Origin of the sequence: Joostella sp. CR20 (genome assembly GCF_038433465.1) — a bacterium.
Classification (GTDB): domain Bacteria; phylum Bacteroidota; class Bacteroidia; order Flavobacteriales; family Flavobacteriaceae; genus Galbibacter.
Genome location: NZ_JAESVF010000001.1, coordinates 216,689 through 234,650, shown reverse-complemented (window position 1 = coordinate 234,650; position 17,962 = coordinate 216,689). Strand labels below are relative to the sequence as shown.

Below are 17,962 nucleotides of genomic sequence, written 5' to 3'. Positions count from 1 at the left end.
CAAAACAATGGAAGAAACAAAAACTAAGAAGCCATCGAAATTAGTAGTTTACCAAGTGTTTACACGCTTGTTTGGAAACACAAACACTACCAATAAACCTTGGGGAACTATCGAGGAAAATGGAGTTGGGAAGTTTGCCGATTTTACCGATAAAGCTTTACAAGAAATAAAAGACTTGGGGGTTACGCACGTTTGGTATACGGGAGTTCCGCACCATGCTTTGGTGAACGATTATACCGAATTTGGGATATCTAACGACGACCCTGAAGTGGTAAAAGGGCGTGCAGGTTCGCCGTACGCCGTGAAGGATTACTACAATGTAAATCCAGATTTGGCTACAAACCCTGCAAATCGTTTAGATGAATTTAAGCAGTTGGTAAATCGTACGCATGCAAATAATTTAAAGGTTATTATTGATATTGTTCCAAACCATGTTGCGAGAAATTACGAAGGGACAAGTAGTCCAGAAGGTGTAGAAAGTTTTGGAGCTTCCGATGATACATCGGTAGTATATCATAAAGATAATAACTTTTATTACACTCCAGGAGAACCTTTTAAGTTGCCGAATTGGCGTGATAATTACCGCCCGTTAGGAGGCGAAGAAAACCCGTTAATTGATGGGAAGTTTGATGAAAACCCTGCGAAATGGACAGGCAATGGTTCGCGTGCTTCGCAACCCGACCAAAACGATTGGTACGAAACGGTAAAAGTAAATTATGGAGTTTCCCCCGATGGACATCGCGATTTTGATACTTTACCCGCTGGTTTTGAAAATGAATCGTATAAAAAGCACTTCGAATTTTGGCAAGGAAAAGAAGTGCCTTCATCTTGGGTGAAATTTAAAGACATCGCCTTGTATTGGATTGATTTTGGAGTGGATGGTTTTCGTTACGATATGGCAGAAATGGTTCCTGTAGAGTTTTGGAGCTATATGAATTCGGCTATAAAAATGAAAAATCCAGACGCTTTTTTAATGGCAGAAGTGTACAATCCAGACTTGTATAGAGATTACATCCGTAAAGGAAAAATGGACTTTCTATACGATAAAGTGGATATGTACGATTCGTTAAAACACATCATGAAAGGTTACGGGTGGACCGACCATATTCCTGTGGTTCGAAATAAGTTTACAGACATCGAGTCGCATATGTTGTATTTTCTTGAAAACCACGATGAACAGCGTATTGCAAGTCCGGAGTTTGTTGGAAATGCAAATACAGCCAAACCTGCTATGACGGTTTTGGCAACAATTGGAACTTCTCCTTTAATGATTTATTTCGGACAAGAAGTGGGAGAGCCTGGTGCTGAAGATGCTGGTTTCGGCGACCCAAGTAGAACTTCAATTTTTGATTACATTGGCGTACCACACCATCAACGTTGGATGAATAATGGAAAATTTGATGGAGGTCAATCTACCGAAGAAGAAAAATCGTTGCGCGACTTTTACAAGCGTTTGCTCAATGTCGCTATAAGTCACGATGCACTTACTGGAGAAAGTCGAGAAATTCATTATTACAATAAAGAGCATACCGAAAATTACAACCATCGCGTGTTTTCATTTGTTCGATATTCAGCAGAAGAAAAACTTATTGTAGTAACCAATTTTGATACGGAAGTTTCGCATCAGTTTGAACTTCGAATTCCAAAAGATATTATTTCAGCTTGGAATTTATCAGCAGAAAATTATGAGTTAGAAGACTTGTTGTATCAACAAAATAATAAGCTAACATTAAGAAACGGTGAAGGTTTTATAAACGTATCATTGGCTCCTTTAGAATCGTTTATTTTTAAACTCTAAATTTTAGAGAATCTTAAAAATGATAAAAAAAGGAGTTGTTTTAGGAGTGCTTTTGGTACTTTTTCAAAGTTGTAATCAAATGGAAGAACCCATTGTAATTGGTCATAGAGGCGCTAGAGGGCATGTTGTGGAAAACAGTTTGCCTTCCATAGAAAAAGGTATCGAACTAGGTGCAGATGCTATCGAAATTGACGTTTTTAAAATTGCTGATGGAAGTGTTATTGTCTTTCATGATGATACTGTGGACAGACTGACAAAAGCAACTGGTCCTATTGAAAATTACACAAATGCAACTTTAGATACCTTGTCTTTAGAAGGTGATGTGAAGATTCCAACGCTTGAAGAAGTTTTAGATTTAATTGATAAAAGAGTGGTGTTAAATATCGAACTGAAAGGTTCGAATACAGCAACGCCAGTCCATCAAATTGTACAAAAATACATAGCTAAAAAAGGTTGGAAAGATGCCGACTTTATCATTTCGAGTTTTAAGTGGGATGAATTAGAAAAAACACGTGTTTTAAATGCGAACATTCCGATAGGGGTGCTAACTTCAGAAGATATTGAAGGAGCTATTTCCGAAGGAGAAAAGTTAAAAGCCGTTGCTATTCATCCGTATTTTAAAAGTTTAAATGCTGAAAATGTAAAGGCTATGAAAGCGAAAAATTTCAAGATTTATCCTTGGACGGTAAATGAACCTGAAGCAATTTCTCAAATGAAAACTTACAAAGTAGACGGGATTATTACCGATTTTCCAGAGCGAATTTAAACGCTATTCAGAATAATACCATTTATAGATTGATTTTACTGTAAAAGAAAATGGATGATTTTTTCTTTTAGCAAAGAAGAAAATCAAAGCATAGCCTAAGCTACGGTTTTATTTTATGATGAAGATAAAAGGAAAAAGAAATATTTTATTCCAGTAATATTGATGTATAAATCGTATAAATTACAAACCACCTTTTCTTTTTGATTAGGTGGTTTTTTTATTTTATGTATTTTTGAGCACTTCCCCCGTCTACGTATTAATCAAATTTGAAGATGAAAAAAATAATTGTATCGTTTGCGGTGGGAGCACTATTCTTCGGAAGTATTTCTGCACAAGACCGTTTTTTAACAGTAACATCAAAAGATAGTATCGATGGAGCGCCAAAACACAAAAGTAGTCTTGGTGTAAATATGAAGTTAAACGGTTATTTTGATGTTTTTGGAGGTTTGCAAGACAGCGAAACTTTTAATGTTGGAAACATTAATGTTTTTGGAACCGACGATTCTAAAAGTTTGCATGTAGATTTATACCAAACGCAAATAAAGTTTGAAACTGCTATTGTTTTAGAAAACGGAAAAAAAATTGATGCTGTTGTCGAAACCGACTTTTGGGGAGGCGACGGACATATTCGTTTAAGAAAAGCTTATGTAGAAACAGAACATTGGCAAATAGGACAAAACTGGAACAACTTTGGCGATGAGGTGTTGTGGCCAAATATTATGGAATGGGAAGGTCCGCCATCGGGAATTTGGCTTCGTAGTCCGCATGTAAAATATAAAAACACACTCCGAAACGAAAACTATATTTACGAAGTAAGTTTGGAGGCTCCAATAAACGATTACAATAGGTTTCCAGATATCGAACCGTATGTGGAGGAAAGCAATCAATATGTGCCAGATTTAACCCTCGCCATGAAATACAAACGCGATTGGGGACACATCAGACTTTCGTCGGTTTACAGATATATTCGCTATAAATTACAAGAGGAAGAAGATGGTTTTTTTGGATACGGATTTAGTTTTTCAGGAATTTACAGTCCAACATACACCAAAAATAATTTTCAGTATCAAATAGTAGCGGGGCAAGGAATTACAGCGTATATGACAACTATTGCAGGGCAAGGTTACGACGGATATCCGGCAGATAACAACAAATTTAAATCGACTCCAGTAGTTGGAGGTTGGGCTTCATACGAGTATTTTTTCTCCCCAAAATGGCATAGTAACGTAGTGTTTGGATACACACATTTTAGTAATAAAGGCGCTTCTCGTTATATACTTTTAGAAGATACAGAAACTCCAGATGTGTATTTAAATGGCGATATTACACATACGCATTACTACGGAATTTTAAATCTTATGTATGAGCCGTACGATAGGATGACTGTAGGTTTGGAGTTGGACTACGGAATAAAAGACCTCGATGCTGAAGGTTACGTAAACAGTGATTTTATCGACCAAGGAAAAGACAGAGACGCTATGCGAATTAGCTTCGGGTTTATGTTTTATTTTTAGGAAACTTAGTTAATGTGTTCACATTAAACTTGTCAAGTATTTTTGAAGTTATATCTGAAGAAGTAAAATATTTTAAATCACAATATCGGCAAGAAACAGTTCTTCGTGAATTCCGTTTTAACCTTAAAAATAGTAATATCTTTGCATCATGATTTTTGATGTGATAATTGTTGGCGGTGGTGCTGCAGGTTTTTTTACGGCTATTCAAATAGCAACGCAAAACCCAAAGCTTAACGTAGTTATTTTAGAGCGCGGAAAAGAAGTGCTTACCAAAGTAAAAGTTTCTGGAGGTGGACGCTGTAATGTTACGCATGCCGAATTTATACCGAACGAATTGGTGAAATCATATCCTAGAGGGCAGAAAGAACTTCGCGGTCCTTTTCATACTTTTTGTAGTGGCGATACTGTTGCTTTTTTTGAAGAACGCGGTGTTGCCCTAAAAATAGAGGAAGACGGACGAATGTTTCCCGAAAGCAATTCTTCTCAAACTATTATTGATTGTTTTTTAGCTGAAACAGAAAAGTTAGGTGTAAAAGTAAATACCAGTTGTGGGGTTAAATATATCAGAGCTTCAACTGAAAATGAATCTCTTTGGGAAGTAGAAACTTCGCAAGGGATGCTTCATTCAAAAAAGGTAGTGATAACCACGGGGAGTAACCCTAAAATTTGGCAACAATTGGCGCAGTTGGGGCATACTATTATTCCGCTGGTAGCTTCATTGTTTACCTTCAATATAAAAGACTCTAGAATAGATGGTTTGATGGGAGTTTCAACACCCGCTTCGGTAATGTTGTTTGACAATAAAGGAAACCCAATAAAACTGGAAAACGGACAAAAAGCATCGGCGCAAGGTCCGCTTTTAATAACCCATTGGGGAGTAAGTGGTCCTGCCATTTTAAAATTATCAGCGTGGGGCGCACGGGCCTTAGCGACATTAAATTATCAGTTTAAAATTCAAATTAACTGGTTGCCTGCCTACCATCAAGAAGAAGTTTTATCAGAATTAAAAGAGTTAAAAACTTCCGAAGCAAAAAAGGTAGTATTCAATTCAAGGCCTTTCGATATTCCAAAACGATTGTGGTTTAAACTATTGGAAGTTTCAGAAATTTCACAGCAACAACATTGGGCAGAATTGAGCAATACACATTTGCAAAAACTCTCGGAGGCACTTACAAAAGCAACTTTTCAAGTAAACGGAAAAAGTACTTTTAAAGAGGAATTTGTAACTGCTGGCGGTGTTGATTTAAAAGAGATAAACTTTAAAACCTACGAAAGTAAACTTTGCAAAAACCTTTATTTTGCTGGAGAAGTTATGAATATTGACGCTGTAACAGGAGGGTTTAATTTTCAAAATGCATGGACGGGCGGTTACATTGTTGCGCAAGCTATTGCTGAATAAATTCTTGAATAATGTGAGTTTGAGAAAGAATGATAAAATTGACCTATTTTAAAAAGTGTTGAAAATCAAGGAAGCAGTTTTAAAAACACTAACCCCTTTTTCCTAGAACCTTCTTCCTATTCACTAGTACTTAATTCAATTGCCAAATACTAAAATTTAAAATGGTAGCAAAACAAACCCAAAAAAGGTATGGGAACAACAAATAAGCTGCAGTTTTATTAACCACTTTAAACCATTTAATGGTGAGTAAAATGAGTACAAGCAATGTGAGAATTACTAACAGCGCCCAGAAAGGTTTGTGGAATCCGAAGAAGACAATACTCCACATTGCATTAAAAAGTAACTGAAATCCGAAATGATAAAGCGCTGTTTGCACCCATAAATGGTAGAACCCTTTTGCCCAAACAATCCCTGCCGAAACCCCCATCATGATGTATAAAATGGTCCAAACAGGGGCGAAAATCCAATTAGGCGGATTAAAAATAGGTTTGTTAAGTGTGGTGTACCATGTGTCGACAGAGCTTTGCGTTGCAAAACCCGATAAAAAGCCAATAGCCAAACAGGCCACAACGGCAATTATAATTTTGGTTAACTTTTTGTTCATAGCACTTTTAACTAGCACTAAAATAACAATTTATTTTTTTGTGAAAGACTAAAATCTTTCAATTTCGATTTAAATAAAAAGTAGACGTTACTTTAATTTTTCTTTTAAAAAGAATTTTTTGAAATCACGACTTTATCTTTCCGTACAAGATTAGAAAGCGATAAAATTAGACAAGGATGTATCTTTAAGTTATATTTGCCTAAACTTTTTAAAAATGACGGTTAGTAGCTATATTCCTTCTGCATATAAAAACACATTACAATCGGGTAGCGTTACTTGGCAATCGCCTAGTAATATTGCTTTGGTGAAATATTGGGGAAAACTGGAACATCAAATTCCAGCAAATCCATCTTTGAGTTTTACGCTAAATAACTGTCATACAAAAACAACTTTATCGTATTCGGAAAGAGAAGAAAACTCAGTTGATACTTTTAGTTTTGAGGTGTATTTAGATGGCGTTTTAAAACCCGATTTTGCTCCTAAGATTGAAGTTTTTTTTAAGCGAATTTTACCGTATGTACCTTTTTTAACCGATTATCATTTTAAAATTGAAACACAAAATTCGTTTCCACATAGTAGCGGAATTGCTTCTTCAGCTAGTGGAATGAGTGCTTTGGCGTTGTGTTTAATGAGTGTTGAAAAGCAATTTTCTTCGGAAATGACATCGACTTATTTTAACGAAAAAGCCTCTTTTTTGGCGCGTTTAGGTTCGGGAAGTGCTTGTAGAAGTATCGAAGGCCCTTTGGTAAGCTGGGGAAAGCATCAGCAAATAAAAAACAGCAGCGATTTACTTGGTGTAAAATATGAAGCCGAGGTAGCCGATGTTTTTAAAAATTACCAAGACACGATTTTGTTGGTTGATGTTGGAGAGAAAAAAGTGAGTAGCACAGTGGGACATAGTTTAATGAACGGTCACCCCTTTGCGGAACGTCGGTTTCAACAGGCACATGAGAATATTTCTAAACTGATTGAAATATTTAAAACAGGAAATCTCGACGCTTTTATCGAAGTTGTAGAAAGTGAGGCGTTAACGTTGCACGCGATGATGATGACTTCTATTCCGTATTATATCTTGATGAAACCAAATACCTTGGCCGTAATCGATAAAATATGGGAGTTTAGAAAAGCAACAGGCCTACATGTATGTTTCACCCTCGATGCTGGTGCTAACGTACATATTTTATATCCAGAATCAGAAAAGGCTGAGGTTCTGGAGTTTATTAAAACCGAACTCGTTGCATATTGCAAAAATCAGCAGTATATTTGCGATCAAATTGGTTTAGGTGCTCGTGAGATTGATAGTTAAATAAAAGTGTTTAAAACAGCACTTTGTTATGGTATCAGATTTGTTTATCTTTATTGTTAAGTTGAATAGGTAAATTCTCAAATAAAATATATTTTTTCATTATTAAGTAAACTATGAAAGGCCCATTATTTTACTCAAAAATATTACTCTTCGGAGAATATGGAATTATCAAAGATTCCAAAGGTTTATCAATACCCTATAATTTTTATAATGGTGCTCTTAAAGTTGAAGAAAACTTGGTAGACGATGCCAAGAAGTCAAATGAGAGTCTGCAGCGTTTTGCAACACATTTAGCTGAATTAGAAAATGAGCAACCACAATTGGTAACCTTCGATTTAGAAAAGCTAAATACTGATATTGCTAGTGGAATGTATTTTGATAGTAGTATTCCGCAGGGGTATGGCGTAGGGAGTAGTGGTGCTTTAGTTGCAGCTATTTACGATAAATATGCAACCGATAAGATTACTGTTTTAGAGAACTTAACTCGTGAAAAGTTATTAAAACTGAAAGAGATATTTGGAGCGATGGAATCTTTTTTCCACGGAAAATCTTCAGGCTTAGACCCTTTAAATAGTTACTTAAGTTTACCAATTTTAATCAATTCAAAAGACAATATTGAGCCTACAGGAATCCCTTCACAAGCAGTTGATGGGAAAGGTGCTGTGTTTTTATTAGATAGTGGTATTATAGGAGAAACTGCTCCGATGGTACAAATCTTTATGGAAAACATGAAGCAAGAAGGGTTTAGGAACATGCTCAAAAATCAGTTTATCAAACAAACCGATGCGTGTATTGAAGACTTTTTAAAAGGCGATGTAAAGTCGCTTTTTGGGAATTTAAAACACCTTTCTAATACTGTTTTAAATAATTTCAAACCGATGATTCCTGCTCAGTTTCATAAACTTTGGAAACAAGGAATCGATACCAATGATTATTACCTTAAGCTTTGTGGTTCTGGTGGCGGAGGCTATATTTTAGGATTTACCCAAGATATCGAAAAAGCCAAAAAAGCACTTGCAGGACACAAGTTAGAAGTAGTGTATAACTTCTAAAATTGCCATATGTTTAATAGGGGGCAAAAGCTATTGTTGTTAAAGTTGTTAAGCCTCTTTTCGGTGGTGCGTGGTTATAACGTACTCATGATTGCTATTGCGCAATATTTAACTTCCATTTACATTTTAGCACCCAATATTCCTGTTCGGAAAGTTTTATTCGATCCATATTTGTTTGCTATTGTTGTGGCTTCAGCAATTGCTATTGCGGCAGGGTACATTATTAATAGTTTTTATGACGCCGAGAAAGATTTAATAAACCGACCTACCAAATCAATGCTTGACAGATTGGTAAGTCAGCGGTTTAAGCTTTCCACTTATTTTATACTGAATTTTATATCGGTTATTTTTGCGAGTTATGTTTCGTTTAGAGCTGTTGTGTTTTTCTCACTTTACATTTTCGGGATATGGTTGTATTCGCATAAACTGAAAAAGATTCCGTTTGTAGGAAATTTTGTATCGGCTACACTAGCCATTACACCTTTTTTTGCAGTGTTTGTGTATTACAAAAATTTTCAACCCGTCATATTTGTTCATGCCATTTTTCTGTTTCTCATCATTTTAATGCGCGAAATGGTTAAAGATTTAGAAAACATAAAAGGCGATATTGCCCATAATTATCAAACAATACCGGTAGTTTATGGCGAGAAAACTTCAAAAATATTTATAACTGTTTTAGGCGGACTTACCCTTATCCCATCCTATTTTTTGGTGAGTTATTTTAGCGTTGGCTATATGTATATTTTCTTTTACGCCTGTATGTTGTTAATGCTTGTTTTTATATTTTTCTTGTGGAGATCTTCTACCAAAGTTCATTATTTGGTGCTTCACAATATCCTTAAATTTATTATTATCTCTGGAGTTTTAAGTATTCTGCTAATCGATATTGATTTACTTTTAAATAGAATTTTATAGGTTGAATTTCAACTGTTTTTGACGGATTTGTTCTTAATAATTTCAGTAGCAATTATCTTTTACAAACTTTTCGATGGTTTGCTATTGATATCCTATCTTTGCAAAAAAATAATTTATGAGTAGAGAGGACAAATCTAGAAAAGGAAAAAGTTCTAGTAGACAAGGTGGTGGAAGTAAAAAATTCTCCGGACGACAAGGTGGACATGCAAAAGGTAAGAGTTTTGCTAGAGGGAATGCACCTGTAAAAAATACTCCTACGCAAAAGAAAAATCAATTAGCTCCAGACGAAATTCGTCTTAATAAATTTATTGCCAATAGCGGTGTTTGTTCGCGTCGCGATGCTGATATTTATATAGCCTCAGGGAATGTTACCGTAAATGGTGAGATTGTTACTGAAATGGGTTATAAGGTAAAAGTGTCTGACGAGGTAAAATTCGACGGACGCAATATTACTCCAGAAAAAAAGGCGTATGTTTTACTGAACAAACCTAAAGGTTTTGTAAGTGGAAATTCCGAAGAAAGAGGAAAACGCACCGTTATGGATTTGGTTAAAAATGCTACCAAAAGTCGTATTGCTCCTGTAGGAACTCTCGAGCGAAACTCAACAGGATTGTTACTTTTTACTAACGATGTAGAGCTTTCTGCACGTTTAACAAAAGGGCAAGGGTTTAGAAAAATTTACCATGTTACGCTGAATAAAACTTTCCGTCATGAAGACTTACACAAAGTGAGGGAAGGTTTGGTAATTGATGAGAAAGAAATAAAAGTTGAAGAGATTACTTTTATTGAAGGTGGAAATAAAAACGAAATCGGAATCAAAATTTTCAGTAATCGTAAAAAGATTGTGACTCGTATTTTCAAACATTTAGAATATGAGATTTTGAGTATCGATAGGGTAGCTTACGGCGGACTAACAAAAAAGGATATTCCGAGAGGAACTTGGCGCCATCTTACCAATCAAGAAATAATCAATTTAAAGATGCTTTAATAAGCGCTTCTCGAAGAGGAGTTCGTAGGTAAAGCACGCATAAATTATTAAATATTCGAGCGCAACAATCCATAGGTTTTCTTTAAAATCTGGTAGCGCGTAGGCATGGTAACTTAACACAATTGCCATCGACCAAACCACAGGATATTTATAAGTTGTAAACACACACAATAACAGTGGTGTTGCAATGTACCAAGGATGTACAGTAGTGCTCATAAATAGGTAAAAGCTAACAGCCAAAAGCATGGAAATAAACAGTGTTTTTGGCTGATTGTTTTTTCTGAAGAACGCTAAAAATAGCACAAAAACAAATACGCCAATAGCCATTCGCGTCCCTGCAAGTTCGATAATATTATACCCTTTTCTGTAAAACCCGATAGCTCTCACTAGGTAGTAGAAACTTGCATTGAACTCAAATTTTTGAAACCAAAGTCCGATACTTTCGCTGTAATTTGCAATTAATTCTGATGATAAATACGGCAAGAAACTAGCTAAAACACCAATTATAACAAGGCTGTAAAACCCAATAAGCTGGAAGAAGTTTAGTTTTAAATGGGCAGTATCTTTTAAAAACCAGCGTAAAAATAAAGGTAAAAACAACAAGGGGAGTAATTTTGTCGAGACCGAAAACGATAGTAGCAACGCTCCTAAAATCCATTTTTGCTGAAGGATACAATACATAGCCACTATAAAAAAGAAAAGCATCACACTTTCAAAGTGTAAATTTCCTGTGAGTTCGATAATGATAAACGGATTTAAAAAGTACCAAAATATCTGATGCTTTGGTAACTGTAAAAGTCTAAGGATTTTTCTGCCGAAATATAAAATTCCGATATCGGCAAGGATGATAAAACTTCTTAAAACAATAATGTTTCCAAGTATTGTTTTTCCGCCAAGTAAGGCGCTCAAATAAAAAAACAATTGATTAATTGGTGGGTAATTACTGTAATGCGAAGCGTTTAAGTCTCCCATGCCAGCTCTTAATCCTAAGTAATTTTCAGCAGTAAAAAAATCAGCAGACAATAATTGTTCAACAGTATATTGATATGGATTTATTCCGTCGAGGAGTAATTTTCCGTCCCAAATAAACCGATAGAAATCTTGTGATAAATTGGGGATGGAAACAATAAATAGAAGTCTGAATACAATTCCGCAGTAAAAAAGAAATTTAAAATGAGACTTGCTTGTTTGCACTAATTTATAAAAAACAAAAAACAGCGCACCATATAAAAAGGTGAGTTTTATAAAGTCAGTTCGTTGCAAATTGTAAGCAAAGCTAAAATAAAATAATAGCGTTGCGAGTGAAAGAATTAAAGCGAGTTTGTGTTTTTGCCAGTTTGTAAACATTTATACTTTCGACCTAATTGAATGGAAAAATACAAAACCAAACCCAATAACGAGCATGAGGTGGAACGGAAATAAACTAAAATCGTTTAAGGCGAAGGCGCTGTACATCCCGAAGGCAAAATAAATAGCGAGCAAAGCTTCTAAAATTACGTTGCTAGAAATAGAAGTGGCGAGGTATTTATTGCCTTTCCAAGAGTCGGAAATGTTTTTGATATTGAATTTTGGCGTACGAACAAATTCACTTCGTTTCCCTCGATGACCTTCTAATACTGCAAAACTATTATGCAGTGTAAACCCTAATACAACGGTGAAAAATGTAACAAAAGTTTGGGTGTAGCTAACAATGTTTTTCCAACTTTTACCCTGAATATTTTTGTACGTAAACCAATAGCAAACGTATAAAATGAGGGTGCTTACAATGAAAATTCCTGTAACATCAAATAGCCAATTTGGAATAAGTTGGTAGTGTTTTATAAAGAGTACGGGTACACTGAGCACGGCAATTAAAAACGTGCACAAAAACATAGAACTGTTTAGCAGATGAATAAACCCGTGGAATTTCGTTTTGAACGGAATGTTTTTAGCGTTTATTAAATTGCGTACTGTTTTCCTGAAATTTTCAGCACCACCTTTGTTCCATCTAAATTGTTGGGTGCGCGCCGCACTTATAATTACAGGAAGCTCGGCAGGGGTTTCTACTTCTTCTAAATACTTAAATTTCCATTGCTTTATTTGCGCTCTGTAACTAAGGTCTAAATCTTCTGTAAGGGTATCGCCCTCCCAATTTCCTGCATCGATAATACAGGTTTTACGCCATATTCCAGCTGTTCCGTTAAAATTGATAAAATGGCCTTTTGCGTTTCTCCCTACTTGCTCTATGGTAAAATGTGCATCGAGTGCGAAGGCTTGAATTTTTGTAAGTAAAGAGTAATTTCGGTTGAGGTGCCCCCAACGTGTTTGCACGACTCCAATTTCTGGATTTTTAAAATAGGGAACTGTTTTTTGAAGCCAATCGGGGGCTGGAAGAAAATCGGCATCAAAAATAGCAATAAACTCACCAGATGCTTTTGCGAGTCCTTCTTTTAAAGCACCTGCTTTAAACCCTGTTCGGTTTTTTCTGGTAATATGTTTAATATCGATTCCTTGTTGCTGAAGGGTTTTTATGGTTTCCGCAGTTTTTAAAATAGATTCATCGGTAGAATCATCTAAAACCTGAATTTCTAATTTATTAGACGGATACTTGATTTTGGCGATATTTTCTAAAAGTCTGTCCACCACGTAGGCTTCGTTGTAGATAGGAAGTTGTATGGTAACTTCTGGAATTTCATCAGGATTGGAAAGGTCGAACTTTGGTTCGTTTACCAATTGTTTTCGAGCTTTTAAATAGTTTATGAGTAAATTCAGTTGCGTTAAACTATAAAAGAAAATAAGCACTAAAGCGATAATGTAAACTGTAAGAATGAGGTATGATGTTATTTCTAAAATCATTTAAAACTGTATTTAAAAATCCAACCTAATATTTTTACGCCTGCCATGATACTTCCTTTTACAGTTCCAGAAACTTTTGAAACTCCAATTCGGTTTTTGTAACGCACAGGAACTTCGATGTATGTGTAGTTTTTCTTAATTGCTTTGAGTTGCATTTCTACGGTCCATCCATAGGTTTTGTCTTCCATATTCAATGCCAAAAGTTTGTCGTATTTAATAGCTCTAAACGGACCTAAATCTGTAAAATTCGCATTAAAAAATAGTTTCATAAGCGTAGTTGCTAGCCAATTTCCAAAAACTTGTTGAGGTGTCATTGAGTTTTTAGCACGTAATTCCTTTACACGAGTACCAATAACCAAATCGATATTCTGCTCTAAAATTGGAGCGATTACTTTGGTAAGTTCTTCAGGATAATCAGAATAATCGCCATCGAGAAAAACAATAATATCGGGTTTTGTTGTTTGTTTAGCAATGTAATCCATTCCTTTTAAACACGCATATCCGTAGCCCTTTTGCGGTTCGGTAAGTACCGTAGCACCTGCTTTTGTAGCAACGGTAACCGTATTGTCGGTAGAATTATTGTTCACTACAATAACTTCATCTACTAGTGTCGGAATGTCTTTTATGACATGCGCAATTGAGCCTTCTTCGTTATACGCAGGAATTATTACTTTGATGAGCTTCATTTACAGGCAACTAAATTTAGTGTGCAAAAATACTATCTAATCTGGAGTTGAAAAGCGATTAAAGGTATTATTTGTTTTGTTTAATTAAGTCGAGTAAATCTACATCGTTTCCAAGTAAAACAGCATCGCTATTAATACGTCCTTTTGGCGTTTTATTTTCTAGTTTTAGAACGCCTCTTGGGCAAACCGCAGAGCAAATTCCGCAACCCACACACGAAGCTCTTACAATGTTTTCACCTTTTTGAGCGTATGCACGCACATCGATTCCCATTTCGCAATAGGTAGAACAATTTCCGCAGGAAATACATTGTCCGCCATTGGTGGTAATTCTAAATTTTGAAAATAAGCGTTGTTGTAAACCTAAAATTGCGGCCATCGGGCATCCAAATCGGCACCAAACACGGCTTCCTAAAATAGGATAGAACCCTGTTCCGATGACTCCAGAAAAAATAGAGCCGATTAAAAATGAATATGTTTTTCGAAGTGTTTCTGGATTGAAAATAAAAATATTACTTCCGCTGAAATAATGAATCCCGATGAGTCCGATAATCATCGAGATAAAGCCGATAGCACCATAGCGTGCATCTTTTTGTAATTCGTCTTTTTTGAAAATCCAAATCACCGCAAATAATGCACTTAAAAATACAGCAACACTCAGCAGAAAAACATCTTTGTTAAGCCAATATTTACTTGCGTCGTAGTTGAGGTAACTGTGAACTACGGCAACTGTCATCAATACAGAAAACACCAACACAGTGTGTACGAGCCAGCGTTCGATTTTCCATGCTTTTAAACTTTTGTCTGATAATTGTCTGAAGGCATCACCAGAAGTTTCAGCCAATCCGCCACAGCCACATACCCAAGAACAGTACCAACGTTTTCCGTAGAAATATGTTAAAATTGGGGTGATAACAAGGATGGAAGCAATTCCGAATAAAAGTAAAGCAATACCTATGTCGCCAGAACTTATAAAGCCATCAACTCGGTATTGGTCGAAGTTGTAATAGCTTAATGGCCAGATGTTTTTTAAATCGTAATACGGAATATTATATGCTTCGGAATTGTTTAAACGCGCCATCAGTTCTGGAATGATAAAAGCAAATGCCAACTGAAAAAACATTACGCTACAGGTGCGCAATACTTCGTAGCGGTTGTGACGATATTTCCAAAGAAATTTTATTCCGAAAGCCAAAATAGCAATGGTGTAAAGTGTTCCGTACACAAACCATTGACTCGCAGGATTTCCGCTTAAAAGTTCACTTAAAGGGTCGAACAACCCGATAAGACCAACATTTCCACCTTCACTTCTTAAGCCAAGAAATTGCGGGTAAAAGTACAAGACAATGTAAAAACCAGTCAATATAATTCCTAAGAGCCATGCTAAAAATCCTCTAGAGGAAATCGATTTAAACCAAACGGCGTCATTTTTAATACCGCTGTGTTTGTGTTGGTAAGCACCATAAGAAAACAAGGAGACACCAAAAATCATGGAAGTTAGCGAGATGGAAAGCCAAAGTGTTTTGTTGGGGAAGTTGACATTGAAAATGGCAAGTGTTAAAATACCCAATCCGAACATCCCGATTATAACCGATAACTTCTGAATAAAATTAAGCGCTACGGGCGGTTCTCCCGATAAGGACATGTTTCGTTGTACTGTATTCATATGTGTTTTTTAAGCAAGTTGTAATTGATGTTGAAATGCCTTTTTGATGGCTTTGAAATGAGAGCGGAAAAACTCTGGATCGAAATTAGCTTCTTCTAAATTCGAGACTACAAAATCGATATTTTTTTCTTCGGAAATCCATTTGTCAAAGGTTTGATGATCCAACCTAATTCCGAAAGTATTCACGCCTAAAATAGCATTGGTAGTTTTGTGGTATGCAAAAGTGATGCGTTTTTCTCCGTTTGGATGTTCCCACGAAAAATGTGCTTCGTACTCCTTTGGTTTTGCCCAAACCCATCCGTAAGTTTGATATTCAATATCAAAAAACTTAGCCGAATTAAACCAAATCCCTGGGTTGTAGGCAGTTTTATTTCCGCAGATAGTCTGTGCAACAACTTCGCCCATCATGCGCCCTGTGTACCAAACGGCTTCCACAGGTTTGCGGAGTCCAGTAGGTTCCAGTTGTTCGGCACAATCGCCAATGGCATAAATGTTTGGGATGTTGGTTTCGAGGTATTTATTGACTTTTACACCTTTTCCAGTATCAATTTCGCTATTTTTTATAAAATCGATAGCAGGAGAAACCCCAGCGGTAAGTCCAACCATATCGCACAAAATCTCTTCGCCACTCGATGTTATAACCGATTTTACACGTCCGTTTTCATCTCCAATAATTTCTTTTAGTTCGGTTTCCAAGCGTAAATCTACGTGGTGCGATTTTACGTGCCGACTTATCAAATTCGCATCGCCAGTTGGGAGTACACTTCCCCAAAAATCTTTATCGCGTACTAAAAATGTAACTGGAATTTTTCGGGTGTGTAACATTTCTGCTAGTTCGACTCCAATAAGTCCGCCACCAACAATAACTGCTCTTTTACAAACTTTGTTGTTGGGCGCATTCACTTCTAAAAGTTCTAAATCTTGTTTAGAATAGAGTCCTTGAACACCTTCTAAATCTTGTCCTGGCCATCCAAACTTGTTAGGTTTTGAGCCAGTAGCAATTATCAAATCGTCGTATGTAAGGGTAGATTCATCAGCAAAAATAAGTTTCTTTTCAGCAGTATTTATTGTAGTTACAAATCCTTCTTTTAAATCGATGTTGTTTTTCTCCCAAAACCAATTTTCGTAGGGTTGCGTATGTTCAAACTTCATATGCCCCATGTAAACATACATCAAGGCTGTTCTCGAAAAAAAGTATTTACTTTCCGCAGAAATCACGGTAATTTTATAATCACTTAATTTTCTAATATGCCTTGCCGTTGTAATTCCAGCAATACCATTCCCGATAATTGCAATATGTTTCATATATTTTCTTGGTATAAAATCTAGGTCGTATTACAAGATAAGAACTTAATTGCTGAATTTAATTTAGAAAGATTTTAAATTGAATAATGACTATTTTTCAGTAGCCAAAACCTTTAATTCGATATGAGAATTTTACCCTTTTTATTGTTTTTTTTATTGCTGAATAGTTGCAAAGAAGAAACACCAAAACAGCGAAAAATAAATGGAGTTAGCTTCGTTGCCACTCGAGATGCTATTACCCAACGACAAGCTTTGGCAGTAAAGCAAATTAACACAAACAGTGTTGCCTTGATGCCTTTTGGATTTATCAAGGAGCTCGACCACCCTGAAATAATGTTTAATAGTGAAAGGCAATGGTTTGGTGAGCGTAAAGAAGGGATTGCCCAAAATAAAAAGGTGTTCGATTCTTTGGGGATTGAAGTAATGCTGAAGCCTCAACTTTGGGTGAGTCATGGTGTTTTTACGGGTGATATCGCAATGACAACCGAGGAAAACTGGCAAGCTTTTGAAACTTCGTATAAAGCCTTTGTTTTATATTTTGCTGAAGTGGCATCGGAATTAAATATTCCTATATTTTGTTTGGGAACCGAGCTGAACAATTTTGCTGTAAATCGCCCAGATTTTTTTAAAAAATTAATTGCTGAAGTTCGAAAAGTGTATGCTGGGAAATTAACGTATGCTGAAAATTGGGATGTTTATCAAACGATTCCGTTTTGGAAAGATTTAGATTTTATAGGAATTGACGCTTATTTTCCACTTTCAGAAGAAAAAACACCAAGTGCGTCTACTTTAAAAAAGAGTTGGAAACCTTTTAAAGAAGAAATGGAACAACTGTCTGAACAAGTAAATAAACCAATTTTATTTACAGAATACGGCTACCGAAGTATAGACTACGTTGCCAAGGCACCTTGGGAGCATCATCGTACAGATGAGCAGGCAAATTTAAAAGCACAGCAAATTGCATTAACGGCTTTGTACGAAACCTTTTGGGACGAGCCTTGGTTTGCAGGCGGATTTTTGTGGAAATGGTTTCCCAATGAAAATGCAGGAGGCGAAAAAGATAACCGGTTTACTGTTCAAAATAAACCGGCTTTGGATGTTGTAAAAAAGTATTATACTGAATAAGGATTG

The 17,962-nt window shown here is 36.0% G+C and carries 15 protein-coding genes; 9 read left to right on the top strand and 6 right to left on the bottom strand.

Annotated features, from left to right (window positions below; genetic code table 11):
* The first annotated feature begins 7 nt into the window (after positions 1–7).
* The 4 genes from JMA43_RS01115 to JMA43_RS01100 all read left to right on the top strand — a co-directional run bounded on the left by JMA43_RS01115 (position 8) and on the right by JMA43_RS01100 (position 5,477).
* A complete protein-coding gene (locus tag JMA43_RS01115; RefSeq protein WP_342154076.1) occupies positions 8–1,798 on the top strand; it encodes an alpha-amylase family protein in 1,791 nt (596 codons plus the stop codon).
* Positions 1,799–1,817: 19 nt separating this feature from the next.
* Positions 1,818–2,564: a glycerophosphodiester phosphodiesterase gene (locus JMA43_RS01110; RefSeq protein WP_342154074.1), complete on the top strand. Its 747-nt coding sequence runs from the start codon at positions 1,818–1,820 to the stop codon at positions 2,562–2,564.
* A gap of 272 nt (positions 2,565–2,836) precedes the next feature.
* Positions 2,837–4,078, top strand: coding sequence for a hypothetical protein (locus tag JMA43_RS01105; RefSeq protein WP_342154072.1), 1,242 nt, complete (start codon positions 2,837–2,839; stop codon positions 4,076–4,078).
* Positions 4,079–4,226: 148 nt separating this feature from the next.
* The gene (locus tag JMA43_RS01100; RefSeq protein ID WP_342154070.1) at positions 4,227–5,477 is read left to right on the top strand and encodes an NAD(P)/FAD-dependent oxidoreductase; all 1,251 of its coding nucleotides are present in this window, start codon (positions 4,227–4,229) and stop codon (positions 5,475–5,477) included.
* Positions 5,478–5,607: 130 nt separating this feature from the next.
* Here JMA43_RS01100 and JMA43_RS01095 read toward each other — a convergent pair whose 3' ends face one another.
* Positions 5,608–6,081, bottom strand: coding sequence for a TspO/MBR family protein (locus JMA43_RS01095; RefSeq protein ID WP_342154068.1), 474 nt, complete (start codon positions 6,079–6,081; stop codon positions 5,608–5,610).
* A gap of 214 nt (positions 6,082–6,295) precedes the next feature.
* On the opposite strand from JMA43_RS01095, the gene JMA43_RS01090 reads away from it, so the two are divergent.
* The 4 genes from JMA43_RS01090 (at position 6,296) to JMA43_RS01075 (ending at position 10,342) form a co-directional block, all read left to right on the top strand.
* The gene (locus JMA43_RS01090; RefSeq protein WP_342154066.1) at positions 6,296–7,387 is read left to right on the top strand and encodes a diphosphomevalonate/mevalonate 3,5-bisphosphate decarboxylase family protein; all 1,092 of its coding nucleotides are present in this window, start codon (positions 6,296–6,298) and stop codon (positions 7,385–7,387) included.
* A 113-nt stretch (positions 7,388–7,500) separates the two neighbouring features.
* Entirely contained in the window at positions 7,501–8,439 is a 939-nt protein-coding gene (locus JMA43_RS01085) for a mevalonate kinase family protein (protein WP_342154064.1), read from the top strand.
* 9 nt (positions 8,440–8,448) lie between these two features.
* Entirely contained in the window at positions 8,449–9,354 is a 906-nt protein-coding gene (locus JMA43_RS01080) for a geranylgeranylglycerol-phosphate geranylgeranyltransferase (protein ID WP_342154062.1), read from the top strand.
* Positions 9,355–9,469: 115 nt separating this feature from the next.
* Positions 9,470–10,342: a pseudouridine synthase gene (locus JMA43_RS01075; protein WP_342154060.1), complete on the top strand. Its 873-nt coding sequence runs from the start codon at positions 9,470–9,472 to the stop codon at positions 10,340–10,342.
* On the opposite strand, the gene JMA43_RS01070 is transcribed toward JMA43_RS01075, so the two are convergent.
* From JMA43_RS01070 to JMA43_RS01050, 5 genes are all read right to left on the bottom strand, one after another.
* Positions 10,328–11,536 carry a mannosyltransferase gene (locus JMA43_RS01070; protein WP_342154059.1) on the bottom strand — a complete coding sequence of 403 codons (1,209 nt, stop codon included), beginning with the start codon at positions 11,534–11,536 and terminating at the stop codon, positions 10,328–10,330. The genes JMA43_RS01075 and JMA43_RS01070 overlap by 15 nt on opposite strands.
* Positions 11,537–11,689: 153 nt before the next feature.
* Entirely contained in the window at positions 11,690–13,177 is a 1,488-nt protein-coding gene (locus JMA43_RS01065; RefSeq protein WP_342154057.1) for a cellulose synthase family protein, read from the bottom strand.
* Positions 13,174–13,863, bottom strand: a complete 690-nt coding sequence (locus JMA43_RS01060) for a glycosyltransferase family 2 protein (protein ID WP_342154055.1) — start codon at positions 13,861–13,863, stop codon at positions 13,174–13,176. The genes JMA43_RS01065 and JMA43_RS01060 overlap by 4 nt, the downstream gene beginning before the upstream one ends.
* Positions 13,864–13,930: 67 nt before the next feature.
* Positions 13,931–15,526: a 4Fe-4S binding protein gene (locus tag JMA43_RS01055; protein ID WP_342154053.1), complete on the bottom strand. Its 1,596-nt coding sequence runs from the start codon at positions 15,524–15,526 to the stop codon at positions 13,931–13,933.
* Between the two features lie 9 nt (positions 15,527–15,535).
* On the bottom strand, positions 15,536–16,831 hold the full coding sequence (locus JMA43_RS01050) for an NAD(P)/FAD-dependent oxidoreductase (RefSeq protein WP_342154051.1): 1,296 nt from the start codon (positions 16,829–16,831) through the stop codon (positions 15,536–15,538).
* 123 nt (positions 16,832–16,954) lie between these two features.
* Here JMA43_RS01050 and JMA43_RS01045 point away from each other — a divergent pair, with 123 nt between their 5' ends.
* Positions 16,955–17,956: a glycoside hydrolase family 113 gene (locus tag JMA43_RS01045; protein WP_342154049.1), complete on the top strand. Its 1,002-nt coding sequence runs from the start codon at positions 16,955–16,957 to the stop codon at positions 17,954–17,956.
* Positions 17,957–17,962: the final 6 nt, after the last annotated feature.